The organism is Amycolatopsis sp. NPDC003861 (genome assembly GCF_053605405.1).
Map to the genome: position 1 here is coordinate 1 of NZ_JBSGJD010000186.1, position 20179 is coordinate 20179.

At 70.9% G+C, this 20179-nt stretch carries 18 protein-coding genes; 8 read left to right on the forward strand and 10 right to left on the reverse strand.

Annotated features, from left to right (window positions below; all coding sequences use genetic code 11):
• Positions 1–27: 27 nt before the first annotated feature.
• From ACWEVN_RS34165 to ACWEVN_RS34190, 6 genes are all read right to left on the reverse strand, one after another.
• A complete protein-coding gene (locus tag ACWEVN_RS34165) occupies positions 28–1866 on the reverse strand; it encodes an ArnT family glycosyltransferase (RefSeq protein WP_452054020.1) in 1839 nt (612 codons plus the stop codon).
• Positions 1866–3122, reverse strand: coding sequence for a glycosyltransferase (locus ACWEVN_RS34170; RefSeq protein ID WP_452054021.1), 1257 nt, complete (start codon positions 3120–3122; stop codon positions 1866–1868). Before ACWEVN_RS34170 ends, ACWEVN_RS34165 begins: the two co-directional genes overlap by 1 nt.
• 94 nt (positions 3123–3216) lie before the next feature.
• Complete coding sequence (locus tag ACWEVN_RS34175) at positions 3217–3840, reverse strand: hypothetical protein (RefSeq protein ID WP_449683266.1); 624 nt, start codon at positions 3838–3840, stop codon at positions 3217–3219.
• Complete coding sequence (locus ACWEVN_RS34180) at positions 3837–4109, reverse strand: hypothetical protein (protein ID WP_449676387.1); 273 nt, start codon at positions 4107–4109, stop codon at positions 3837–3839. Before ACWEVN_RS34180 ends, ACWEVN_RS34175 begins: the two co-directional genes overlap by 4 nt.
• An 80-nt stretch (positions 4110–4189) precedes the next feature.
• The gene (locus ACWEVN_RS34185) at positions 4190–4852 is read right to left on the reverse strand and encodes a Crp/Fnr family transcriptional regulator (RefSeq protein WP_452054022.1); all 663 of its coding nucleotides are present in this window, start codon (positions 4850–4852) and stop codon (positions 4190–4192) included.
• Positions 4853–4872: 20 nt separating this feature from the next.
• On the reverse strand, positions 4873–5493 hold the full coding sequence (locus ACWEVN_RS34190) for a hypothetical protein (protein ID WP_452054023.1): 621 nt from the start codon (positions 5491–5493) through the stop codon (positions 4873–4875).
• A gap of 235 nt (positions 5494–5728) precedes the next feature.
• On the opposite strand from ACWEVN_RS34190, the gene ACWEVN_RS34195 reads away from it, so the two are divergent.
• Both ACWEVN_RS34195 and ACWEVN_RS34200 read left to right on the forward strand, forming a co-directional pair.
• A complete protein-coding gene (locus ACWEVN_RS34195; protein ID WP_452054024.1) occupies positions 5729–6799 on the forward strand; it encodes a helix-turn-helix domain-containing protein in 1071 nt (356 codons plus the stop codon).
• Positions 6796–8004, forward strand: coding sequence for a hypothetical protein (locus tag ACWEVN_RS34200; RefSeq protein WP_452054025.1), 1209 nt, complete (start codon positions 6796–6798; stop codon positions 8002–8004). The genes ACWEVN_RS34195 and ACWEVN_RS34200 overlap by 4 nt, the downstream gene beginning before the upstream one ends.
• Here the strand turns inward: ACWEVN_RS34200 and ACWEVN_RS34205 are convergent.
• The 3 genes from ACWEVN_RS34205 to ACWEVN_RS34215 all read right to left on the reverse strand — a co-directional run bounded on the left by ACWEVN_RS34205 (position 7896) and on the right by ACWEVN_RS34215 (position 11979).
• Complete coding sequence (locus ACWEVN_RS34205) at positions 7896–8477, reverse strand: GNAT family N-acetyltransferase (RefSeq protein WP_452054026.1); 582 nt, start codon at positions 8475–8477, stop codon at positions 7896–7898. The genes ACWEVN_RS34200 and ACWEVN_RS34205 overlap by 109 nt on opposite strands.
• Before the next feature lie 108 nt (positions 8478–8585).
• Positions 8586–10439, reverse strand: a complete 1854-nt coding sequence (locus ACWEVN_RS34210; RefSeq protein WP_452054027.1) for an ArnT family glycosyltransferase — start codon at positions 10437–10439, stop codon at positions 8586–8588.
• Between the two features lie 4 nt (positions 10440–10443).
• On the reverse strand, positions 10444–11979 hold the full coding sequence (locus tag ACWEVN_RS34215) for a sensor histidine kinase (protein WP_449683255.1): 1536 nt from the start codon (positions 11977–11979) through the stop codon (positions 10444–10446).
• A 187-nt stretch (positions 11980–12166) separates the two neighbouring features.
• On the opposite strand from ACWEVN_RS34215, the gene ACWEVN_RS34220 reads away from it, so the two are divergent.
• Positions 12167–12709, forward strand: coding sequence for a hypothetical protein (locus tag ACWEVN_RS34220; protein ID WP_452054028.1), 543 nt, complete (start codon positions 12167–12169; stop codon positions 12707–12709).
• Positions 12710–12729: 20 nt separating this feature from the next.
• Here the strand turns inward: ACWEVN_RS34220 and ACWEVN_RS34225 are convergent, their stop codons facing one another.
• A complete protein-coding gene (locus ACWEVN_RS34225; RefSeq protein WP_452054029.1) occupies positions 12730–14835 on the reverse strand; it encodes a fatty acid desaturase in 2106 nt (701 codons plus the stop codon).
• Between the two features lie 138 nt (positions 14836–14973).
• Here ACWEVN_RS34225 and ACWEVN_RS34230 point away from each other — a divergent pair, with 138 nt between their 5' ends.
• The 5 genes from ACWEVN_RS34230 (at position 14974) to clpX (ending at position 20020) form a co-directional block, all read left to right on the forward strand.
• Positions 14974–15564 carry a TetR family transcriptional regulator gene (locus ACWEVN_RS34230; protein ID WP_452054030.1) on the forward strand — a complete coding sequence of 197 codons (591 nt, stop codon included), beginning with the start codon at positions 14974–14976 and terminating at the stop codon, positions 15562–15564.
• 128 nt (positions 15565–15692) lie between these two features.
• Positions 15693–17072 carry a trigger factor gene (gene tig, locus ACWEVN_RS34235; protein WP_452054031.1) on the forward strand — a complete coding sequence of 460 codons (1380 nt, stop codon included), beginning with the start codon at positions 15693–15695 and terminating at the stop codon, positions 17070–17072.
• Positions 17073–17210: 138 nt separating this feature from the next.
• Positions 17211–17816, forward strand: a complete 606-nt coding sequence (locus ACWEVN_RS34240; RefSeq protein ID WP_091320319.1) for a ClpP family protease — start codon at positions 17211–17213, stop codon at positions 17814–17816.
• Positions 17817–17841: 25 nt separating this feature from the next.
• Positions 17842–18495, forward strand: coding sequence for an ATP-dependent Clp protease proteolytic subunit (locus ACWEVN_RS34245; RefSeq protein WP_091316263.1), 654 nt, complete (start codon positions 17842–17844; stop codon positions 18493–18495).
• Between the two features lie 229 nt (positions 18496–18724).
• Complete coding sequence (clpX, locus tag ACWEVN_RS34250; RefSeq protein WP_004562779.1) at positions 18725–20020, forward strand: ATP-dependent Clp protease ATP-binding subunit ClpX; 1296 nt, start codon at positions 18725–18727, stop codon at positions 20018–20020.
• The last annotated feature ends 159 nt before the right edge of the window (positions 20021–20179 follow it).

Consider the following 20179-nt stretch of genomic DNA (forward strand, 5'->3'; position numbering starts at 1 on the left):
GCCGTGAGCGGCCCCTTCGCACGATGCTCAGCTCTGCAGGTCGTACACCGTCTGGCCGTCCACCGTCGTGGCGGTGAAGTTCGCCGTCACCCACTCCGTGATTTCCGACGAGCCGCCGCCCGGGCCACCTCCGCGGCCGCCCTCGATGTAGTACTTGACTTCGCCCGCCGCGACGTACGCCTTGAACTCGTCCAGCGTGGGGGCCGGGTCCGAGCCGCTCCAGCCGCCGATGCCGATCACCGCCTTGCCGCTGGCCAGCTCCAGGGAGGCCGCGCTCTGCGAACCCGTGGTCGCCGCCGCCCACTTCGTCGTCGTCTGCGCCAGCAACGTCCCGATCGCGCTCGACGACTCGTCGAACCCGCCGCCGAAGCCGCCCATCGAACTCGACGTCGGGCCCGAAGTCGGGATCGATCCGCTGTGCGCCACCGAAGCCGTCTCGACGCCGTACGCCGCCGACGACACGCCGATCGTCAGGACCACCGCCGCCGCGATCACCGCGGCCGTGCGGCGAGCGCCCGGCACGCCCATCACCAGCACCGTGCCCACCAGCACCCCGAGCACCGCGATGATCCAGCGCAGCGCCGGGAACCACTCCGGCGTCCGGTCCAGCAGGATGAACGACCACACCGCCGTCGCCACGACCATCCCGGCCAGCGCCGCCCGCGGTGCCAGGTGCGCCCGGCCCCGCCACAGAGCACTGCCCGAAATCGCGACCAGCGCGGCGATCGCCGGGGCCAGCGCCACCGCGTAGTACGGGTGCACGGTGCCGCTCATGAAGCTGAACACCGCCGCCGTGACGACCAGCCAGCCGCCCCACAGCACCAGCGCCGCCCGGGTCCGGTCCGTCCGCGGCGCGCGCCGCGTGAACCACAGCCCGGCCACCAGGCCGATCAGCGCGGCCGGCAGCAGCCAGGAGATCTCCGTGCCGAAGCTGGCGCCGAACATCCGGAACGGGCCCGTCGACCCGCCGAACCCGGTGTTGCCGCCCATGCCGCCGCCACCCATGCCGCCGCCGTTGCCTTCGCCGCCGAAGATGCGGCCCAAACCGTTGTAGCCCAACGCCAGTTCGAGCAGACTGTCCCCTTCGGACCCGCCGATGTACGGCCGCGACGCCGCCGGCCACAGGTCCACCAGCGCGATGTACCAGCCCGCCGACACGACCAGCGCGACGACCGCGCCGCCGAGGTGCAGCAGCCTCTTGCCCAGCGACGTCGGCGCCGCGAGCAGGTACGCCAGCCCGAACGCCGGCAGCACCAGGAACGCCTGCATCATCTTCGTCAGGAAGCCGAACCCGAGCGCGACACCGGCCAGCGCCAGCCACCGGGGGCTCGCCTTTTCCGCGGCGCGCACGACGAAGTAGGCGCCCGCCACCATCAGCAGCACCAGCAGCGCGTCCGGGTTGTTGAAGCGGAACATCAGCGCCGCGACCGGTGTCACCGCCAGCATCGCCCCGGCCATGAGCCCGGCGACCGGGCCGGACGTCCGTTTCACCGTCAGGTACAGGATCCCGACGGACGCGACACCCATCAGCGCCTGCGGGGCCAGCACTGTGAAACTCGAGAACCCGAAGATCCGGGCGAACGCCGTGCCGACCCAGAGGGCCGCGGGCGGCTTGTCGACGGTCAGGACGTTCCCCGAGTCCAGCGAGCCGAACAGCCACGCCTTCCAGCTCTGCGTGCCGGACTGGACGGCGGCGGCGTAGAACGAGTTGCCGTAGCCGGACGCGGTGAGGTTCCAGAAGTACAGCACCGCGGTCGCGGCCAGCAGCCCGAACACCGCCGGGCGGACCCAGCGCGGTGGTGCGTGCGCGGCGGACTCCTTGCGGTGCCGGGGTTCGGAAACCGGGGCGGGCAGGACGGCGGTCATCAGTACTCCTTCTGGGTGGTGGCCTGGCGGCGCGGGTGGAACACCCAGCCGCGCAGGAGCAGGAACCGGAGCACCGTGGCGGCGAGGTTCGCCAGCACCAGCACGGTGATCTCCAGCACCAGGCCGGGGGTGGTGGATCCGTTGAGCAGAGCGAGCGATCCGCTGGTGAGCGCGAGCCCGAGGCCGAAGACGAGCAGCCCTTCGAACTGGTGGCGCCCGGCACCGGCCCGGCCGCGGATGCCGAACGTGAGCCGCCGGTTCAGCGCGGTGTTCCCGATCGCCGTCACCAGCAGCGAGGTGAAGTTCGCCGCCTGCGCGCCGACGACCGTGCGCAGCAGCAGGAACAGCACGAGGTAGGCGAGCGTGCTGCTGACGCCGATGGCGGCGAACCGCACCAGCTGCGTCACCAGCCGCGGCGGCACGCCCGGCGCGTCGACGCCGATCGGCTGCCGTCCGAGCTGCTCGCGCAGCCGGCTGACCGGGATCTCGCCGGTGGAGGTGGCCTTGGTGACACGGGCGATGCCCTTGAGGTCTTCGGTGGCGGTGCGCACGATGTTGACCGACGAATCCGGATCGTCGACCCAGTCGACGGGCACCTCGTGGATCCGCAGCCCGGCGCGCTGGGCCAGAACGAGCAGCTCGGTGTCGAAGAACCAGCCGGTGTCCACGACGTGCGGCAGCAGCTCGCGGGCGACGTCGGCGCGGATGGCCTTGAAACCGCACTGCGCGTCGCTGAACTTCGCGGCGAGCGTCGAGCGGAGGATCAGGTTGTAGCACCGGGAAATGAACTCGCGCTTCGGCCCGCGCACCACTCGCGCCCCCCGGGCGAGCCTGCTGCCGATGGCGAGATCGGAGTGCCCGGACAGCAACGGCGCGACGAGCGGCCCGAGCGCGGCGAGATCGGTGGAGAGGTCGACGTCCATGTAGGCGAGCACGGCGGCGTCGGAGGCCTGCCAGACGGCGTTGAGCGCGCGGCCGCGGCCCTTCTCGTCGAGGTGGTGGACGGCCACCTCCGGGAACTCCCGGGCCAGTCGTTCGGCCACCTGCAGCGTCGCGTCGGTGCTCGCGTTGTCGGCGACGGTGATCCGGTACGGGTAGGAGACGTGCTCGGCCAGGTGCGCGTGCAGCCGCCGGATGCACGGTTCGAGGTCGGTCTCTTCGTTGTAGACCGGGATGACGACGTCGAGAACGGGCTGCGGGCCGGCCAGGTCGACCGGGCCGGTCCCGGGCCGCGATGCGGGGGCGGTGGCTGTCATGCCCTCACGATCGCGGCCGCCGCTTTGGTGATCGTGTGTTCTCTCTGTGCGGTTCCTGTGCGGTGCCCGGCTCGGCGGCCGGGCACCGGCGAGCTCAGCTGTGCGCCCGCAGCGGCACCACGTTGCTCGGCAGCGAAGCACGGCTCGGCTCGCGCCGCGGGGCCGTCGGGCTGATCGTCAGCGTCACCAGGCTCGCGTACCTCGGGTGGCGGTCGACGTACACCTCGGGCACCGCGCACGCCGCCGCGAGGACCGTGCGGTGGCGGTGCAGGTGCTCGAACGCCTCGCGCCCGTAGAGGGACACCACGATGTCGCCGCCGCGGGGACGGCTCCACAGGATGGCCGGGAGGCGGCCGCCGGGGAGGCGCAGGTGGGGGAACACCGCCCGGAGCCGGTGCTGCAGGCGGATCGCGTGGATCCGGGCCTGCACCTGGCGGCGGCGCAGCACCGCCACGCCGAGCGCGGTGGCGAGGACCGCCGACGCCCACAGCGGGCCGGCCCACAGCGCGAAGCTCACCACGGCGTAGGGGAGCAGTGTCACGGCCAGGATTTCCCACCGCCAGTGGTAGATCCGCAGTGGGAAGGTCGGAGTCGAGCGGGTCATTTCCGTGCTCCTTTCGGTGGAACGGCGGCCGAGGGAGCCGCCGAGGTGGCGCAGGAGACGTCCGGCACCGGCGGCCAGCACGAGGGCGGCGACGATGACCGGCCCGGACGTCATGTCGGGATCCGGGTCTTGGGGGCGGGCTCGGGTTTGACGTCGCGGTCGCGGCCCAGCTGCCAGGTCCACCGCCAGCCGGCCCAGATGGCGACGGCGGAGCCGAGCAGGACGAGGACGAAGGCCTGCCCCACCAGCCCGTCGAGCGGGGCGAGCCGCAGCAGCACCAGCAGCGCCCACACCTGGGACGCGGTGAAGGGGATGACGAGACCGGCCGCGTAGACCCCACGGCGCCAGCGGCTGCGGCGCGGTGGGGTGGTGTAGGGGTCCATGAAAGCCCTCCTCTGCCCGTGGATCCAGGAAACCTCCGGCTCGCCGAGTCCTGTGTGTCAGCTGACACAGAGCGCGGGATTCAGCTCGCCAGTCGTCGAAGTTCGGCCATGCGGTGGATCGTCACCTGTCTTCTGCCGGTGCTGATCACCCCTTGGCGCCGCAGGTCGCGCGTCGCGCGCGCCCAGGATTCGCGGGACATCGCCGCGGTCATCGCCAGCTCCGCCTGGGTGGCGGGGACGACGATCCGGACGTCGTCCCCGAGCGGCACGCCGTGCTGGACGGCCAGTTGCATGAGCTGCGCCGCCACCCGGCGCGCCGCGGCCCCGCCGCCGACGTCCAGCCACTGCCGGGCGACGGACCGGAGACGGGCCGAGAGCACGAGCAGCAGCGCCCAGGAGATCCGCGGCCGCGTGCGGCACAGCGCGGCGAACCGGTCGCCGGGGATTTCGAGCACTTCGAGGTCGTCCAGCGCCTCGACGGTCGCCGAGCGCGGCAGTTCGTCGATCGCGGCGAGTTCGCCGATGACGTCCCCGGCCCCGCGCACCCCGACGACGACGTCCCGCCCGTCGGGCGTGCCGTGGACGATCCGCACGTGCCCGGACAGCAGCACCAGCACGACACTGGAGAGGTCGCCTTCCCGGCACACGGCCTGCCCGCGCCGGTGGGAGCGCCGCGTGGCGGATTCCGCCACCTCGCGGCGATCGGCCGGGGCCAGCTCGGCCCAGAAGCCCGTCGGTTCCACGGTCCCCACCTCGTTTCGTGCTACGCGGTCATGTCCTCCGGGCGCCGGGCGGCTTCGGGGGTGTGAAGCCACCCGCGGAGCCGCTGGGTGCCGACTTTGATCGGCACCGTCTGCAAGTACGTGGTGTGGTCGATCCCCGGGTAGCCGTGCCGGACGACCGAGCGGTGCATCTCCGGTGATATGACGAGCACGAGCGGGGCGGCCGTGATACTCAGCTGCCGCCGGAGTTCCTTCGCGTCGACGAAGCGGCAGGCGATGTCGACGTCCTCGCCGTACGGACCGCGGCTGTCGTAGTGCACCTCGCCGGCGTGCACGGCGACCCGGAGCCGGAAGGCGAGCTCGGGATGGCTTTCGGCGTGCTTGTCCAGCAGTTCGGCCAGGGTCGGGACGACGATGGTGAGCAGGACCGGCTTCGGTGCCTGGTCGACCGGCCGGACCAGGCACAGCGCGCCGTCGCCCCGGTCGACGAAGCCGTCGCGGAACTTCTTGGTGATCCCGCCGGCCAGGAAGGCCTCGTCCAGCAGCTCGAACAGGACGGTGCGGAGCCGGGCCCTGGCGGGGTTGGTCCGCGTCGTCGAGCCTTCGATGTCGACCGCCACCATGGCCCGGTGGAGGGGGACGTGTTGCGCTGGAGTACTCATGGCCTGCTCCTGCCTTCAGGTCGAAACTGAAGTTCAGTCAAGGAGACTGTAAGGCGTGAAGTACCCGGGATCAACTGAGATGAATCGGTGTTATCTGTTCGGTGCGGGGAAGTTCCGCTGAGCGTAACGTTTCAGTCCCAGGTTCGGCGGGGCGCCGACCAAGCCACTAGTGACGGGGAGTAGTATTGGCGCCCTCATCGGGAGTACTGAAATTTCCTGAAGGGCGGCCCGAGTCGTGTCCCCAGCCCAGCCACAGTGGTCCGCGCTCGCTCACCGCCTGCGCGCGCTGCGCGAGACCCAGTGGCCCGACGCCGGGATCACCCAGGCCCAGCTCGCCAAGGCGCTCGGCGGGAACAAGTCCCTCAGCATCTCCCTCATCTCGTCGTGGGAGAACACCGAAAAGCCGGTCACGCCGCCGACCAGGCGGCTCGACGCCTACGCGACGCTGTTCGCGACCCGGCGGTCGCTGGACAGCGGCACGCTGCGCGTCCTCCCCATCGGACAACTGACGGACGAGGAGCGGGCGCAGCGCAGCCGGCTCCTGGCCGAGTTGCTGCAGCTGCGCGAAGGCCGGCCGCTCGTCGCGCCGCCGGCCCCGGTGGCCGACATCTGGACGTTCGAGCAAGACCAGAACATCACGATCGTGTGCGCACCGCTGCCGGAGAAGTACCGGCGGCACCTGTCCTATGCAGACCCGGAGAGCGCCGACTTCGTCTCGCTGTACACCTACGCCGACCCGGACGCGCTGATCGAGCTGTTCGGGCACATCCGCTCGCGCAACCCGGACAACAACGTCAAGTTCTGCACCAGCGAGGAGTTGGCGGCCGACGACTACACGAGCCACCTGGTGCTGCTCGGCGGCGTGGACTGGAACTCGGTGACCCGGGACGTGATCGAGCGCGTGGACCTGCCGGTGGAGCAGGTCGGCCGGGTGGACGACGCCGAACACGGCGGGTTCCGGGTCCAGCAGGACGGGCGTCCGAAATTGTTCGAACCCAAGCTCGACCGGCGGGAACACCTCCTGGAGGACGTCGCCCACTTCTACCGCGGCGAAAGTCCGTTCAACCGAAAGAGGACTGTGACCGTATGCAATGGTATGTACGGTCGTGGCACGCTCGGAGCTGTTCGCGCGCTCACGGACGCGCGTTTTCGCGACCGTAACACCGCGTACGTGCAAGACCGGTTCGGCGATGTGGAATCCTTCAGCATCATCAGCCGCGTGCCTGTCGTCGGGGGACAGGGGCTGACCCCCGACTGGACCCTCGAGGAGAACCGGTTGCACGAGTGGCCCGAGGCTGCCGAGTGAACGCGCGGCAGCACGAGTCGCACCAGGACCTCCTGGCGCACTTCGACACCCTGGACGTCTCCGGTGCGGCGATGGACGCGATCATCGTGCCCACCGGCCGCCCGGCCGCTTATCTGCGGCAGGCCATCGCCGTGGCCAAGGAACGCGGAGTCTTCCTGCTCCTGCTGTGCAGCCTGCGGTCCACGGCATCGGCTGCGGCCCTGGAGGCCAAGAGTGCCGGTGTCCGCGCCCTCGCGATCGACACCGACCTGCTCAACCCCGGCCTCGTGCCCACGTTCGCCACGGACGAGATCCTGCGCTTCACCCGGTTCCGGCGGCAGACCGACACGAGCTACAAGCGCAACCTGGGGCTGCTCATCGCGGTGCTCGCCGGCTGGAAGCGGATCCTCTTCCTCGACGACGACATCGCGCTGCCGCACCCGGCGGACCTCGGCGTCGCAGCCGGCCTGCTCGACGAGTACCCGGTGGTCGGCCTGGCCAACAAGGGCATGCCGGACAACTCCGTCGTGTGCCACGCGATCCGGGACGCGGGACAGAAGCAGGACACCTTCATCGGCGGCGGCGCGCTCGCGGTCGGCGAAGCGGCGTTCAGCTCGTTCTTCCCGAACATCTACAACGAAGACTGGTTCTTCCTGATGGACGGCATGAAGCTGCGGCCGTCCGCGACCACCGGCACGGCGATCCAGAAGGACTACGACCCCTACCGCGACCCCCGCCGTGCCCGGGGCGAGGAATTGGGCGACACCCTGGCCGAAGGCGTGTTCGGCCTGTTCGACACCCACCTCGGGCTGGCGCAGGCGACCAAAGCGTACTGGCGGGAATTTCTCAACGACCGGCGCCGGATCATCCGGGACACGATCAAGCTGGTGCAGGCGTCGCCGATCGAGCGGGGTCAACAGGCGCGGATGGTCGACTCTCTCCGCGCGGCGATCGGCCGGAGTGAGCTGATCACCCCGGAGCTGTGCGTGCGGTACCTCCACGCCTGGCAACGGGACTGCGTGCGCTGGCGGCAGCTGGTCACCGACCTCCGTCGCGACCACCACGGCGGTTCGGGCGTCGAGCACGCCGTCGAAGCGCTGGGTATCCCGCTGGAGGCTCAGGCCGGGGTCGACGTCCGGCTCAGCTCGGGTACGAAGCGGCGATCCGGGGCTGCCTCGGTCCGCGGCCCGGGTGTCGTCGGCACCAGGTCCCTGACCAGTACGTGACACACTTCCTTCTCGGTCACGACCGTGCCGTCCGGTGAGGTCGTCCGCGCCAAGCAGATGACCTTACCGTGGCCCCAGTCGCGATATTCGAGCTTGTCGTACAGGCGGGCGGCGGCGTGGTTGTCCGTGCGCACCGCGAGCGCTACCCGGTAGTGGCCTTTCGCGAGGAGGCGACGCTCGGCGTCGCGGATCAGGGCTGTGCCGACGCCCTGCCCACGCAGGTCTTCCCGGACTTCCAGGTTCATGATGAGGGGAACCTTGGGGAGGTTGTCGCGGATGGGCTTTTCCTCCGCCTCCTTCAGCCAGACGTAGACGACTCCGGCGGGCCGGGTGTCCAACCGGCCCAGGAGGAGCATGCCGTGCTCTTTCCGCTGTCGTTCGAAGCGATCGTCGAAGAAAGCGCGGTCACGGAGGGCGGTGGCGAACGATTCCAAGTCTGCCGATTCAGCCAGCCGTACGGAGGGCTTGGTCATCAGCAGGAACTCCTGTTCGCCTGGGCACCACCAGTGTGCCGGAGTGAGCCGGTCCTTGACCAGGTTGCCCGGGCCCGGGCCGGCGTCACACCCTGCTTTGGTCGTGTCTCAGACGGTCGTCGTCAGGTCGTAGACCGTTACGCCGTCCACAGTGGAGGCTTCGTAGTGTGCGGCGACCCACTCGGCGATCTGCTGGGCCGCGTCCGAGCCGCTCGAACCCTGCATCGTCATGCCCTCGCCCAGGAAGTAGTGGATCTGCCCGTTCGCCACGTACTGCTGGAACTGGGCCAGCGTCGGGTACGGGTCCGTTCCGTTGAAGCCGCCCACCGCGAGCACCGGGGCTCCGCTCGCCAGCTGGTAGCCCGCGGCCGCGTTCGACAGGACCGTCGCCGCCGTCCAGGTGTACCGCGAAGCGTCCTTCTGGAGCAACGTCGTCAGGGAAGCGCCCGGCAGGGTTGTCGACAGCAGGGCACCCGGGCCGCCGCCGAAACCGCCGCGGCCTCCGCCTGGGCCGCGGCCAGCGAAGCCCGACGACGGCCCGGCCGACGGGATTGCGCCGCTGTGGGTCGTCGCCGCCGTCGCCAGGGTGTACGCGCCCGTGCCGGACAACGTCACCACCAGCGCGAACGCCGCCACGATCGTGGCCGCTCCGCGGGTCAGGTGGGTGGCGAAGAACAGGGCCACCGCCGCCAGGAGGCCGCCCACCAGCACCGTCGGCGCCAGCCACGACGAATCCAGCAGCAGGTACGCCGTCAGCGCCGTCACCGCCACGCCGCCGCTGAGAAATCCCGAGGCCACCGGGTGGGCGCGCAGGCGCCACAGCTGGACCGCCGCCGTGCCGACCAGTGCGGCCACCGGCGGGGCCAGGGCCACCGTGTAGTACGGGTGGATGATTCCGCTCATGTAGCTGAACACCAGCGCCGTCACCAGCAGCCAGCCGCCCCACAGCAGCAGGGCCGCCCGGGACGGGTCCGTGCGCGGGGCCCGGCGGGTGAACCAGAGCCCGGCGCCCAGCGCCAGCAGTGCCGCCGGCAGGAGCCAGGCGATGCCGCCCGCCATCTCGCTGCCGAACAGGCGAGTCAGGCCCGTCGACCCCCAGCCTCGGCCTGCGCCGCCGCCGACGCTGCCCACCTCGTCGCCCGTGATGCGGCCGAAACCGTTGTAGCCGAACGCCAGCTCCCACAGGGAGTTCGTCTGCGAGCCACCGATGTACGGCCGCGACGCCGCCGGCCAGAGGGCCACGACCACCAGGTACCAGCCCGCCGCCACCAGCACCGAGACGAGCGCGCCGAGCAGGTGCAGCAGCCGCCTGCCGAGCGGCACCGGGGCGGCGACGAGGTAGGCGACGGCGAACGCGGGCAGCACCAGGAACGCCTGCAGCATCTTCGCCAGGAAGCCGAAGCCGACCGCGACCCCGGCCAGCGCGAGCCAGCGCGGGCTCGCCTTCTCGCAGGCGCGCACCACGCAGTACGCGCCCGCCACCAGCAGCAGCACGAGCAGAGCGTCCGGGTTGTTGAACCGGAACATCAGCGCCGCGGCCGGCGTCAGGGCCAGCACCAGGCCCGCGACCAGCCCGGCCGCCGGGCCGGACGTGCGGCCGACCGTCGCGTACAGCAGCCAGACCGAGCCCACGCCCATCAGCGCCTGCGGCACCAGGATGCTCCACGCGTTGACGCCGAACAGCCGCGCCGACAGGCCCATCACCCACAGCGCGGCCGGGGTCTTGTCCACCGTGATCGCGTTGGCCGCGTCGCTGGAGCCGAAGAACAGCGCCTTCCAGCTCTGCGAGCCCGCCTGCGCCGCCGCGGAGTAGAAGGCGTTGGCCCAGCCGGACGCGCCCAGGCCCCACAGGTAGAGCACGGCGGTGCCGAGCAGGAGGACGGCCAACGCGGGCCGGTGCCAGGTGCGGCGGGAGGGCGCTGAAGGGGCCACGACGGTTTCGCGTGACTCGAGAACGGTCATGAAGTCAGCTTCCGGTCTCCAGCTGGGGCCGGGTTGTGCCGATGCTGTGCACGCGCTGTGCGGGGACGGCCACGGGGAGCCGCACCGCGAACTCCGTCCGCCCGGGTCGGCTGTGCACCTCGATCGAGCCGTGGTGGGCGACGACGACGGCGGACGCGATGGCCATCCCGAGGCCGGTGCTGCCCGCGTTCCGGGAACGGGACGAGTCGCCGCGGGCGAACCGCTCGAAGACGTCCGGCAGCAGGTCCGGCGCGATGCCGGGGCCGTCGTCGGTCACCGTGAGGACGGCGCTTCCGTCGGCCGAGCGGGCCAGCGATGTCACCACCGTGGTGCCCGGCGGGGTGTGCGTGCGGGCGTTGGCCAGCAGGTTCGCCAGCACCTGGTGCAGGCGCTGGACGTCGCCGAACACGAGCACCGGGTCCGGCGGCAGCTCCAGCAGCCACCGGTGCTGCCGCCCGGCGACCTGGGCGTCGCCGACGGCGTCGGCGACCAGCCGGGTGAGGTCGACGTCCCGGACGTCGAGGGGCCGGCCCGCGTCGAGCCGGGCGAGCAGCAGCAGGTCCTCGACCAGCGCCGTCATCCGGACGGCCTCGGACTGGATCCGGCCCATCGAGTGCGCGACGTCCGGTGGCACCAGCGCGCTGCCGCGGGCGGCCAGCTCGGCGTACCCGCGGATCGCCGCCAGCGGCGTGCGCAGCTCGTGGCTGGCGTCCGCGACGAACTGCCGGACGCGGATTTCGCTGTCGTGCCGCGCTTCGAGGGCCTGGGCGACGTGGCCGAGCATCAGGTTCAGCGCCGAGCCGACCTGGCCGACCTCGGTGCGCGGGTCGGTGTCGCCTTCCGGGACGCGGATGGACAGCGCCACCTGGCCGCGGTCGAGCGGCAGTTCGGTGACCCGGCCGGCGGTGGCCGCGACGCGGTCGAGCGGGCGCAGCGTGCGGCGGACGGCGAAGGCGCCGAGGAAGGCCGCGCCGAGCACGCCGGCGGCGGCCACGCCGAAGAGGATCAGCCCGACGGTGAGCAGCGTGTCGTTGACCGGCTTCATCGGCAGGCCGGTCACCACGACCTCGGACGTCCCGGGGACGGGCAGCGCCATCAGGCGGTACTCGCCGAGGTCGTCGAAGGACAGCGTGTGCGGCTTGCCGTCGGCGGGCACCGACCGCATCAGGGCCTGCTGGTCCGCGGTCAGCTGCAGCCGGCCGCCGTGTTCGGTGATGCTGTCGTCGTGGACGAGCTCCGGCCCGTCGAAGGTGCCGCTCACCGTGCCGACGTTCTGCCCCAGCGGGTGCTGGCCCTGGTACTGCGGCGGCGGACCGCCGTCCTGCGGCCGGACGTTGCTCGCGAACACCAGCGAGCGGTTCGCCGCGGCCGAGAGCTGCTGGTCGATCTGGCGGGTGAGGAAGAGGTCGAGCGCGAATTCGCTGACCACGCCGACGATCAGGCACACCACGGTGAGCAGCACGACCATCGAGCCGGTCAGTTTCGCGCGCAGCGAGAGCCGCCCCCGGCGGGGAGCTGGCGGGTCGGTTCGCGCGGCCATGGCTCCAATGTCGGTCCGCGCCGTGTGTGCGGGTTGTGCGCTGCCTGTGAAGCGGCTGTGCGGTGACCGGCCCGTTGCCGGATGTCCGATTGCTCGTCACAGGAACGGCTGACGGCAAGCACAGTCGGTGCACAGCGAGCGGCCCCACCGTGGATCCCACCGAACCACCACGTTGAGGAGCAGCACCATGACCACACCGCAGGCACCGTCCACTCCGGACCAGACGTGGGGCGCGACGCCCGCACCCGCCCCGAAGCGGGCCTGGTCGCCGGGCAAGAAGATCGCGGCGGGCGCCGTCGCGGCGGTGATCGTGGCCGGCGGGGGAGCGGCGGTCTGGGCCGCCTCGTCGTCCGCAGCCACCGACACCCAAGCCGGGCCGGGCGGCATGACGGGTGGCCCCGGCGGCATGCCGGGTGGCGGACTGGGCGGGGCGTTGCACGGCGAGTACGTGGCCTCCGACGGCAACGGCGGCTACGTCACCAAGATCATGCAGACGGGCGAGGTGACGGAGCTGAGCGCGACGTCCCTGACCGCCAAGAGCGACGACGGCTTCTCGAAGACGTACACGATCACCTCGGCGCAGGCGACCGGCCTGGCGACCGGCGACACGGTCACCGTGGTGGCCACGGAGTCCGGCAGCACGGCGACGGCGACTTCGGTGACGGACGGCGAGTCCGGACCGCAGGGTCAGGGCACCCCGCCTTCGGGTGCCCCCACCCGGACCGGCTGATCCGGAGGCGGTCCCGGAGGTCAGCGGCGGTCGTAGTCGACCGCGACCTCCGGGGTCGTCGCGCGGGAGCGGCAGGTCAGGATCCGGCCGGCCGCCACGTCGTCCTCCGTCAGCGCGTACCGGACGTCCATGTCCACCTGGCCGTGCCGCAGCGTCGCCCGGCAGGTGCCGCACGCCCCGCCCGTGCACGAGTACGGCACCTCGTACCCGGCCCGCAAGGCCGCGTCCAGGACCGTCTCCCCGGCTTCGGCCGTGACGCACGTCGTCGTGCCGCCCAGCGTCACCGACACCCTCGCCGGCGTGCCCGCCGGGTCGCGCAGGGGTGCCGCGCCGCGGAACAGTTCGAAGTGGACGTTCTCCTCCGGGACGTCCGCGTCGGCCAGGGTGCGGCGGGCCAGGTCCATCAGGCCGCGCGGGCCACAGAGGAACCACTCGTCGACCTTCGCCGGGTGCAGCCGGTTCTGCAGCAGCGCGCGCAGGCGCGTCCCGTCGAGCCGGCCGCGCTGGTAGCGCTCGTGCGAAATGGCGAGGGCCTCGCCGATCGTGTCGAAGTGCCGCGGCCGGTGCGCGTGCAGGTCGGGGTCGCGCTCGTCGGTGCGGTAGTGGACGACGTGCAGCCGCCCGCCGAAGCCCTCGGCGAGCGCGCTCAGCTCCGCCGCGAACAACGTCGTCGCGCCCGAGGTGTTGACGTACAGCAGCGTCGCCCGGCTGTGCGGCTCCGCGGCGAGCGTGCTGACCAGGATGGACAGCACCGGCGTGATGCCGCTGCCCGCGGCCAGTGCCACGTAGTGCGCGGTCCGCGCCGGGTCCGGGGTGAGCGTGAACGCGCCCGAAGGCGGCAGGACGTCCAGGAAGTCGCCCGCGGCCAGCGTCGTGGTCGCGAAGCCGGAGAACGCCCCGCCGGGACGTCGTTTCACCGCGATCCGCAGCTCGCCCGAGTCCGCCCGCGCGCAGATCGAGTACGTCCGCCGCACGGCCTGGCCGTCGACCACCGCGCGGACCGCGACGTGCTGGCCCGGCGAGAACCGGAACTCCGGGGCCAGGGGCGGCGGGACGTCGAAGGTGATCGCGACGGCGTCCGCGGTCAGCGGCCGGACCTCGCGCACCCGCAGCCGGTGGAACCGGCTCGGACCCAGCGGCGGCGGCTCGGGGCCGGGCTCGTCGTCGCCGAGGTCGTCGCCGAGGTCGTCGGCCAGCCGCCGCCACGCGCGGTACTCCGCCGGGGTCAGCTCACGGCCCCACGCGGTGATGATCGGGACGTCGCGGGCGAGGTAGGCGTCCCGGTTGTCCCGCCACGCCCGCAGGTAGCGGTAGAACGGCACGGCCGGGTGCAGGTGGTGCACGAGATGGTAGTTCTGGAACAGCATCATCGGCGTCATCAGCCACTCCAGCCCCACCCGCACCCGCGTGGTGCCGAACTTGTCGCGCGGCTGCGCCTCGGGCAGGCCGTGGTGGGGCAGCCAGTCGAACCACCACGCCAGCACGGCCAGCCCGATCCGCTGCGGCAGCAGGTACCCGAGCAGCAGCTCGCGGCCGTGGCCGCAGGCGATCAGCGTCGCGGCGGCGACGAACGCCAGCGACAGCAGCACGATCGTCTCGGCCCGTTCCGCGGCCGGCCGGGTGCGCGCGCGGGCGGTGTAGAAGCGGGCGTACCAGAAGTCGATGGTGAGCCAGCGGAACGGCAGCGACCACCAGGCTCCCTGCGACGTCCACGCGTCGGGATCCGTGTGGGAGTCCGCGTTCGTGTTGCGGTGGTGTTCACTGTGGATGAACCGGAGCAGCGGGAACGACGCGTACGCCGCGACGAACGGCATCGCCAGCCGGCCGAGCACCTCGTTGACCCATGTCAGCTTTCCTGCGGCGTGGTGGGCGGATTCGTGCACCACCGTGAACATCGTGAAGGTGACGATCGCGTGCAGCGGCACGGTGTACACCGGCGGCGCGATCCCGGCCAGCAGCAGCCAGGTCGCGGTGGCCCACAGCGCGGCGCCGCCGGCGAACAACAGGAGCGTCGGCACCGAGAGGCGGGGCAGCGGGATGCGGGGCGAGGGCACCGAACGCGGGGCCGCCACCGCCGGGGTTCCGGGCGTCCGGGAGCCACGCGGCGGGGTATCGACGACGGGCATCGAGCGGTCTCCTCGGTCGAGAAGCTCCTGGCGAGGCGGGAGTCACCGTAGACAACCCGCGGGGGTTTGTAAACGTCGCGCCACGCTTCGAAAAAAGGTCTGGGCCAGCCGAACGCAAGCGCTGGGTAAGCTGCCCTTGTGAAGGCCGTCACCCACCCCGCCCCCGCGCGCACCCGCGACCGGTTGCTGGACGCGGCCGCCGACGTGATCGCCGGCGACGGCTGGGCCGCGGTGACGATGGGCAAGCTGGCCGCGCAGGTCGGCGTCAGCAGGCAGACCGTCTACAACGAACTCGGCTCCAAGGCCGAACTGGCGGAGGCGTTGGTACTACGGGAAACCGAGCGCTTCGCCGAGCGCGTGACCGAGGTCGTCGCCGCCCACCCGGGCGCCCCCGTCGACGGCGTCACCGCCGCCTTCCGCCAGACCCTCGAAGCCGCCCGGGTCAACCCGCTCATCGTGATCGCGCTCGGCTGCCCGAAGGGCGGCGGCGACGACTTCCTCCCGCTGCTGACCACCCGGCCCGAGGGCGTCCTCGAACGCTCGGTCGGCACGGTGGTGGCCCTGCTCGCGCGCTCCTACCCGGAGACCGGGCTGACCCTCTCGGAGTGGACGGTCGCGGTCGAGGCGATGGTCCGGCTGCTGCTCTCCCACCTCGTGCAGCCCGGTGGCTCGGTGGCGCAGGCGAGCGGCCGGATGCGCTGGGTGATCGGCCGGATGCTGGGCGCCTGACCTCGCAGGTGGCCCCCGGCCCGGTGGCGAAGGCCACTGGCCTAGACTCGGACGTCCCGGCCTGTACTTGACCGGGGCCATTTCCGCAGGATTGTCCACCACAATCGTTACCGCTCGAGGAGAAGACCTTGAAGAGCACCGTCGAGCAGCTCAGCCCGACGCGAGTCAAGATCAATGTCGAGGTGCCGTTCGACGAGCTCAAGCCGAACTTCGACCGCGCCTACCGCAAGATCGCCCAGCAGGTGCGCATCCCGGGCTTCCGGCCCGGCAAGGCGCCCGCTCGCGTCCTGGAAAGCCGGATCGGGCGCGGCCCGGTGCTCGACGAGGTCGTCAACGAGGCCATCCCGGCCAAGTACATCGAGGCCGTCCGCGCCAACGAGGTCCGCACGCTCGGCAACCCCGAGTTCGACGTGACCAAGCTCGAGGACCGCGACGTGCTCGAGTTCACCGCCGAGGTCGACGTGCGCCCGGAGATCGAGCTGCCCGACCTGGACGGCTTCGCGATCACCGTCGACGACGTCGAGCTGACCGACGCGGAGGTCGACGAGCAGCTCGACGAGCTGCGCGCCCGCTTCGGCACGCTGACCGGCGTCGAGCGCCCGGCCGAGAACGGCGACTTCGTCTCGATCGACCTGTCCGCCACCGTCGACGGCGAGGCCGTCGAGGAGGCCAGCACCAGCGGGCTGTCCTACGAGATCGGCTCCGGCCAGCTCGTCGACGGCATCGACGAGGCGATCGTCGGCGCGAACGCCGGCGAGACCAAGACGTTCACCACCCAGCTCGTCGCCGGTGAGCACGCCGGCAAGGACGCCGAGGTGACCGTGACCGTCCAGTCGGTCAAGACCCGCGAGCTGCCCGAGGCCGACGACGAGTTCGCCCAGATGGCCAGCGAGTTCGACACGATCGAAGAGCTCAAGAACGACCTGCGCGAGCGGCTCGGCCGCGTCAAGAAGATGCAGCAGGGCGTCCAGGCCCGCGACAAGGTGCTCGACGAGCTCCTCGAGCGCACCGAGGTGCCGATCCCGGAGAAGGTCCTCGACGCCGAGATCGAGAACCGCAAGCACGACGCGATCCACCCGTTCGACCACGACGAGGCCCAGTTCGCGAAGGCCCTCGAGGCCGAGGGCCGCACGCTGGAGGAGTTCGACGCGGAGACCCGCACCGAGTCGGAGAAGGCCGTCCGCACGCAGCTGCTGCTGGACACCATCGCCGACAAGGAAGAGGTCTCGGTCAACGACGGCGAGCTCACCGAGCGGATCATCTACCAGGCCCAGCGCTTCGGGATCAGCCCGGACGAGTACGTCCAGCGCGCCCAGCAGTCCGGCCAGCTGACCGCGATCTACGCCGACGTGCGCCGCGGCAAGGCCCTCGCCTCGGTGGTCCGCAAGGCGGCCGTCACCGACGGCTCCGGCACCGAGGTCGACCTCTCGGAGCTGTTCGGCAGCGACGAGCCGGCAGCCGAGGAGACGCAGGTCACCGACGAAACGGCGAAGACTCCGGCGGAGTGAAGCTGTGAGCGAACTTGGGCGGTGTCAGGCATTCTGCACCGCCCGAGTTCGTTAGGGTCGGATACAAGATCTCAAGCATCTGAAACGACAGCGGTGGCCGTCAGCACCGGGCCACCGCCGGCGAAAAGGCAGGCAGACGTGACGCAGCACACGCCCGAGGCGCGGACCGGCACCGCAGGGCTCAACCTCACCGACTCGGTGTTCGAGCGGTTGCTCCAGGAGCGCATCGTCGTCCTCGGTTCCGAGGTCAACGACGAGGTCGCCAACCGGATCACCGCGCAGCTGTTGCTGCTCGACGCCGACGACGCCGAGTCCGACATCCGCTTCTACATCAACTCGCCGGGTGGCTCGGTCACCGCCGGGTTCGCCATCTACGACACCATGCAGCTGATCCGCCCGGACGTCGCGACCTACGCGATGGGCATGGCGGCCTCGATGGGGCAGTTCCTGCTCTCCTCGGGCACCCCGGGCAAGCGCTACGCGCTCCCGCACGCCCGCATCCTGATGCACCAGCCCTCGGCCGGGGTCGGCGGCACGGCGTCGGACATCGCGATCCAGGCGGACCTGTTCAACAAGTGGAAGCAGGAGCTGGCCCGGATCACCGCGGACCAGACCGGGCAGACGGTCGAGCAGATCATCAAGGACGGCGACCGCGACCGCTGGTTCACCGCCCAGGAGGCGAAGGACTACGGCTTCGTGGACCACGTCCTCACCGCCGACATCGCCCGTCCGGGCTCCCGCTGAGCCCGAAGCACCAAGGAGACTTTCGATGAGCAATTTCAGGCTCCCGGGTGACTTCCAGGGCCCGAGCATCCCCCAGTCGCGGTACATCCTGCCGTCGTACGTGGAGCGGACCAGCTACGGCGTCAAGGAGTCGAACCCGTACAACAAGCTGTACGAAGAGCGGGTCATCTTCCTCGGCGTGCAGGTCGACGACGCGTCGGCCAACGACGTGATGGCCCAGCTGCTCCACCTCGAGCACGAGGACCCGGACCGCGACATCCTGGTCTACATCAACTCGCCGGGTGGCTCGTTCACCTCGCTGATGGCGATCTACGACACGATGCAGTTCGTCCGCCCGGACATCCAGACGTACTGCCTCGGCCAGGCCGCCTCGGCCGCCGCCGTGCTGCTGTCGGCCGGCACGCCCGGCAAGCGCTACGCGCTGCCGAACTCCCGCGTGCTGATCCACCAGCCGGCCACCGAGGGCACCTACGGCCAGGTCTCCGACCTGGAGATCCAGGCCAACGAGATCCAGCGGGTGCGGCGCCAGATGGAGGTCATCCTGGCCAAGCACACGAACAAGGACCCGGACCAGATCCGGACCGACATCGAGCGCGACAAGATCCTGACGGCCGAAGAGGCCAAGGCGTACGGCATCATCGACGAGGTCCTGCCGTACCGTAAGGCGTCGGCTCTGTAGATCCGCCAGGCCGGTGTGTGCCGAGAAGACGACACACACCGGCATCCTGGTTTAGGGTCGTCCTCTGACGTGCTCCCGGAGCTCGTGGGTGTTCCCGCTCGCGGCATCGGACGGGTACCGTCAGTGGCAATGCGTGAGGCTCGCACCCGGTCACCGCGCCGGGGGGTCGCACCGTCGCAACACACGTCAGGCGCGGAAACCCGCGCCGGAGGGGACGAGGTCAACGGCCATGGCACGGATCGGTGACGGCGGAGACCTGCTGAAGTGTTCTTTCTGCGGGAAGAGCCAGAAGCAGGTGAAGAAGCTCATTGCCGGCCCCGGGGTCTACATCTGCGATGAGTGCATCGACCTCTGCAATGAGATCATCGAGGAGGAGCTGGCCGAGGCCGGCGACGTCAAGCTCGACGAGCTGCCCAAGCCCGCCGACATCCACGAGTTCCTCGAGCAGTACATCATCGGCCAGGAAGACGCCAAGCGGACGCTCGCGGTAGCGGTCTACAACCACTACAAGCGCATCCAGGCGGACGACAAGGCCGGGCCGAAGGACTCCAAGGAAGAGTCGGTCGAGCTCGCCAAGTCGAACATCCTGATGCTCGGTCCCACCGGGTGCGGCAAGACCTACCTGGCGCAGACGCTCGCGAAGCTGCTGAACGTGCCATTCGCCATCGCGGACGCCACGGCGCTGACCGAAGCGGGCTACGTCGGCGAGGACGTCGAAAACATCCTGCTCAAGCTCATCCAGGCGGCGGACTACGACGTCAAGCGGGCCGAGACCGGGATCATCTACATCGACGAGGTCGACAAGATCGCCCGCAAGAGCGAGAACCCCTCGATCACCCGGGACGTCTCCGGCGAGGGCGTCCAGCAGGCGCTGCTGAAGATCCTCGAGGGCACCACCGCCTCGGTCCCGCCGCAGGGCGGCCGCAAGCACCCGCACCAGGAGTTCATCCAGATCGACACGACGAACGTGCTGTTCATCGTGGCCGGCGCGTTCGCCGGGCTGGAGAAGATCATCAACGAGCGGGTCGGCAAGCGCGGCCTCGGCTTCGGCGCGGAGATCCGCACGAAGTCCGAGATCGAGGAGAGCGACGTCTTCTCCGACACGATGCCGGAGGACCTGATCAAGTTCGGGCTGATCCCGGAGTTCATCGGCCGCCTCCCGGTCGTGGCGACGGTGAACCACCTGGACAAGGACTCGCTGGTCAACATCCTCACCCAGCCGCGCAACGCCCTGGTGAAGCAGTACAAGAAGCTCTTCGAGATGGACAACGTCGAGCTCGAGTTCACCAAGACCGCGCTCGAGGCCATCGCCGACCAGGCGGTCCTGCGCGGGACCGGGGCCCGCGGGCTGCGTGCGATCATGGAAGAAGTGCTCCAGCCGGTGATGTACGACATCCCGAGCCGCGACGACGTGGCGAAGGTCGTGATCACCGAGCAGACCGTCCGGGAGAACGTGAACCCGACGATCGTCGCCCGGCAGCCGACGCGGCGCGCGCGCAGCGAGCGCGGCGAGAAGTCGGCCTGACAGGCCGGGCGTCTCCGGGCCGCCCGGCCCGGAGACCCGACAGGAAAGCTGAATGACTGCTGACTCCTTCCCGGGTTCCGGGGCCGCAACCGGCGGCGGCGTGCAAACGCCGGCGCCGCCGGCCCCGGACCCCGGGAAGGAGTCAGCAGTCATTCAGCT

Coding starts and splice junctions, on each gene's coding strand:
- clpX (WP_004562779.1), top strand. CDS start 18,725: ATGGCACGGATCGGTGACGGCGGAGACCTGCTGAAGTGTTCTTTCTGC.
- ACWEVN_RS34245 (WP_091316263.1), top strand. CDS start 17,842: ATGAGCAATTTCAGGCTCCCGGGTGACTTCCAGGGCCCGAGCATCCCC.
- ACWEVN_RS34210 (WP_452054027.1), bottom strand. CDS start 10,439: ATGACCGTTCTCGAGTCACGCGAAACCGTCGTGGCCCCTTCAGCGCCC.
- ACWEVN_RS34175 (WP_449683266.1), bottom strand. CDS start 3,840: ATGACGTCCGGGCCGGTCATCGTCGCCGCCCTCGTGCTGGCCGCCGGT.
- ACWEVN_RS34205 (WP_452054026.1), bottom strand. CDS start 8,477: ATGACCAAGCCCTCCGTACGGCTGGCTGAATCGGCAGACTTGGAATCG.
- ACWEVN_RS34165 (WP_452054020.1), bottom strand. CDS start 1,866: ATGACCGCCGTCCTGCCCGCCCCGGTTTCCGAACCCCGGCACCGCAAG.
- ACWEVN_RS34220 (WP_452054028.1), top strand. CDS start 12,167: ATGACCACACCGCAGGCACCGTCCACTCCGGACCAGACGTGGGGCGCG.
- ACWEVN_RS34180 (WP_449676387.1), bottom strand. CDS start 4,109: ATGGACCCCTACACCACCCCACCGCGCCGCAGCCGCTGGCGCCGTGGG.
- ACWEVN_RS34190 (WP_452054023.1), bottom strand. CDS start 5,493: ATGAGTACTCCAGCGCAACACGTCCCCCTCCACCGGGCCATGGTGGCG.
- ACWEVN_RS34215 (WP_449683255.1), bottom strand. CDS start 11,979: ATGGCCGCGCGAACCGACCCGCCAGCTCCCCGCCGGGGGCGGCTCTCG.
- ACWEVN_RS34225 (WP_452054029.1), bottom strand. CDS start 14,835: ATGCCCGTCGTCGATACCCCGCCGCGTGGCTCCCGGACGCCCGGAACC.
- ACWEVN_RS34170 (WP_452054021.1), bottom strand. CDS start 3,122: ATGACAGCCACCGCCCCCGCATCGCGGCCCGGGACCGGCCCGGTCGAC.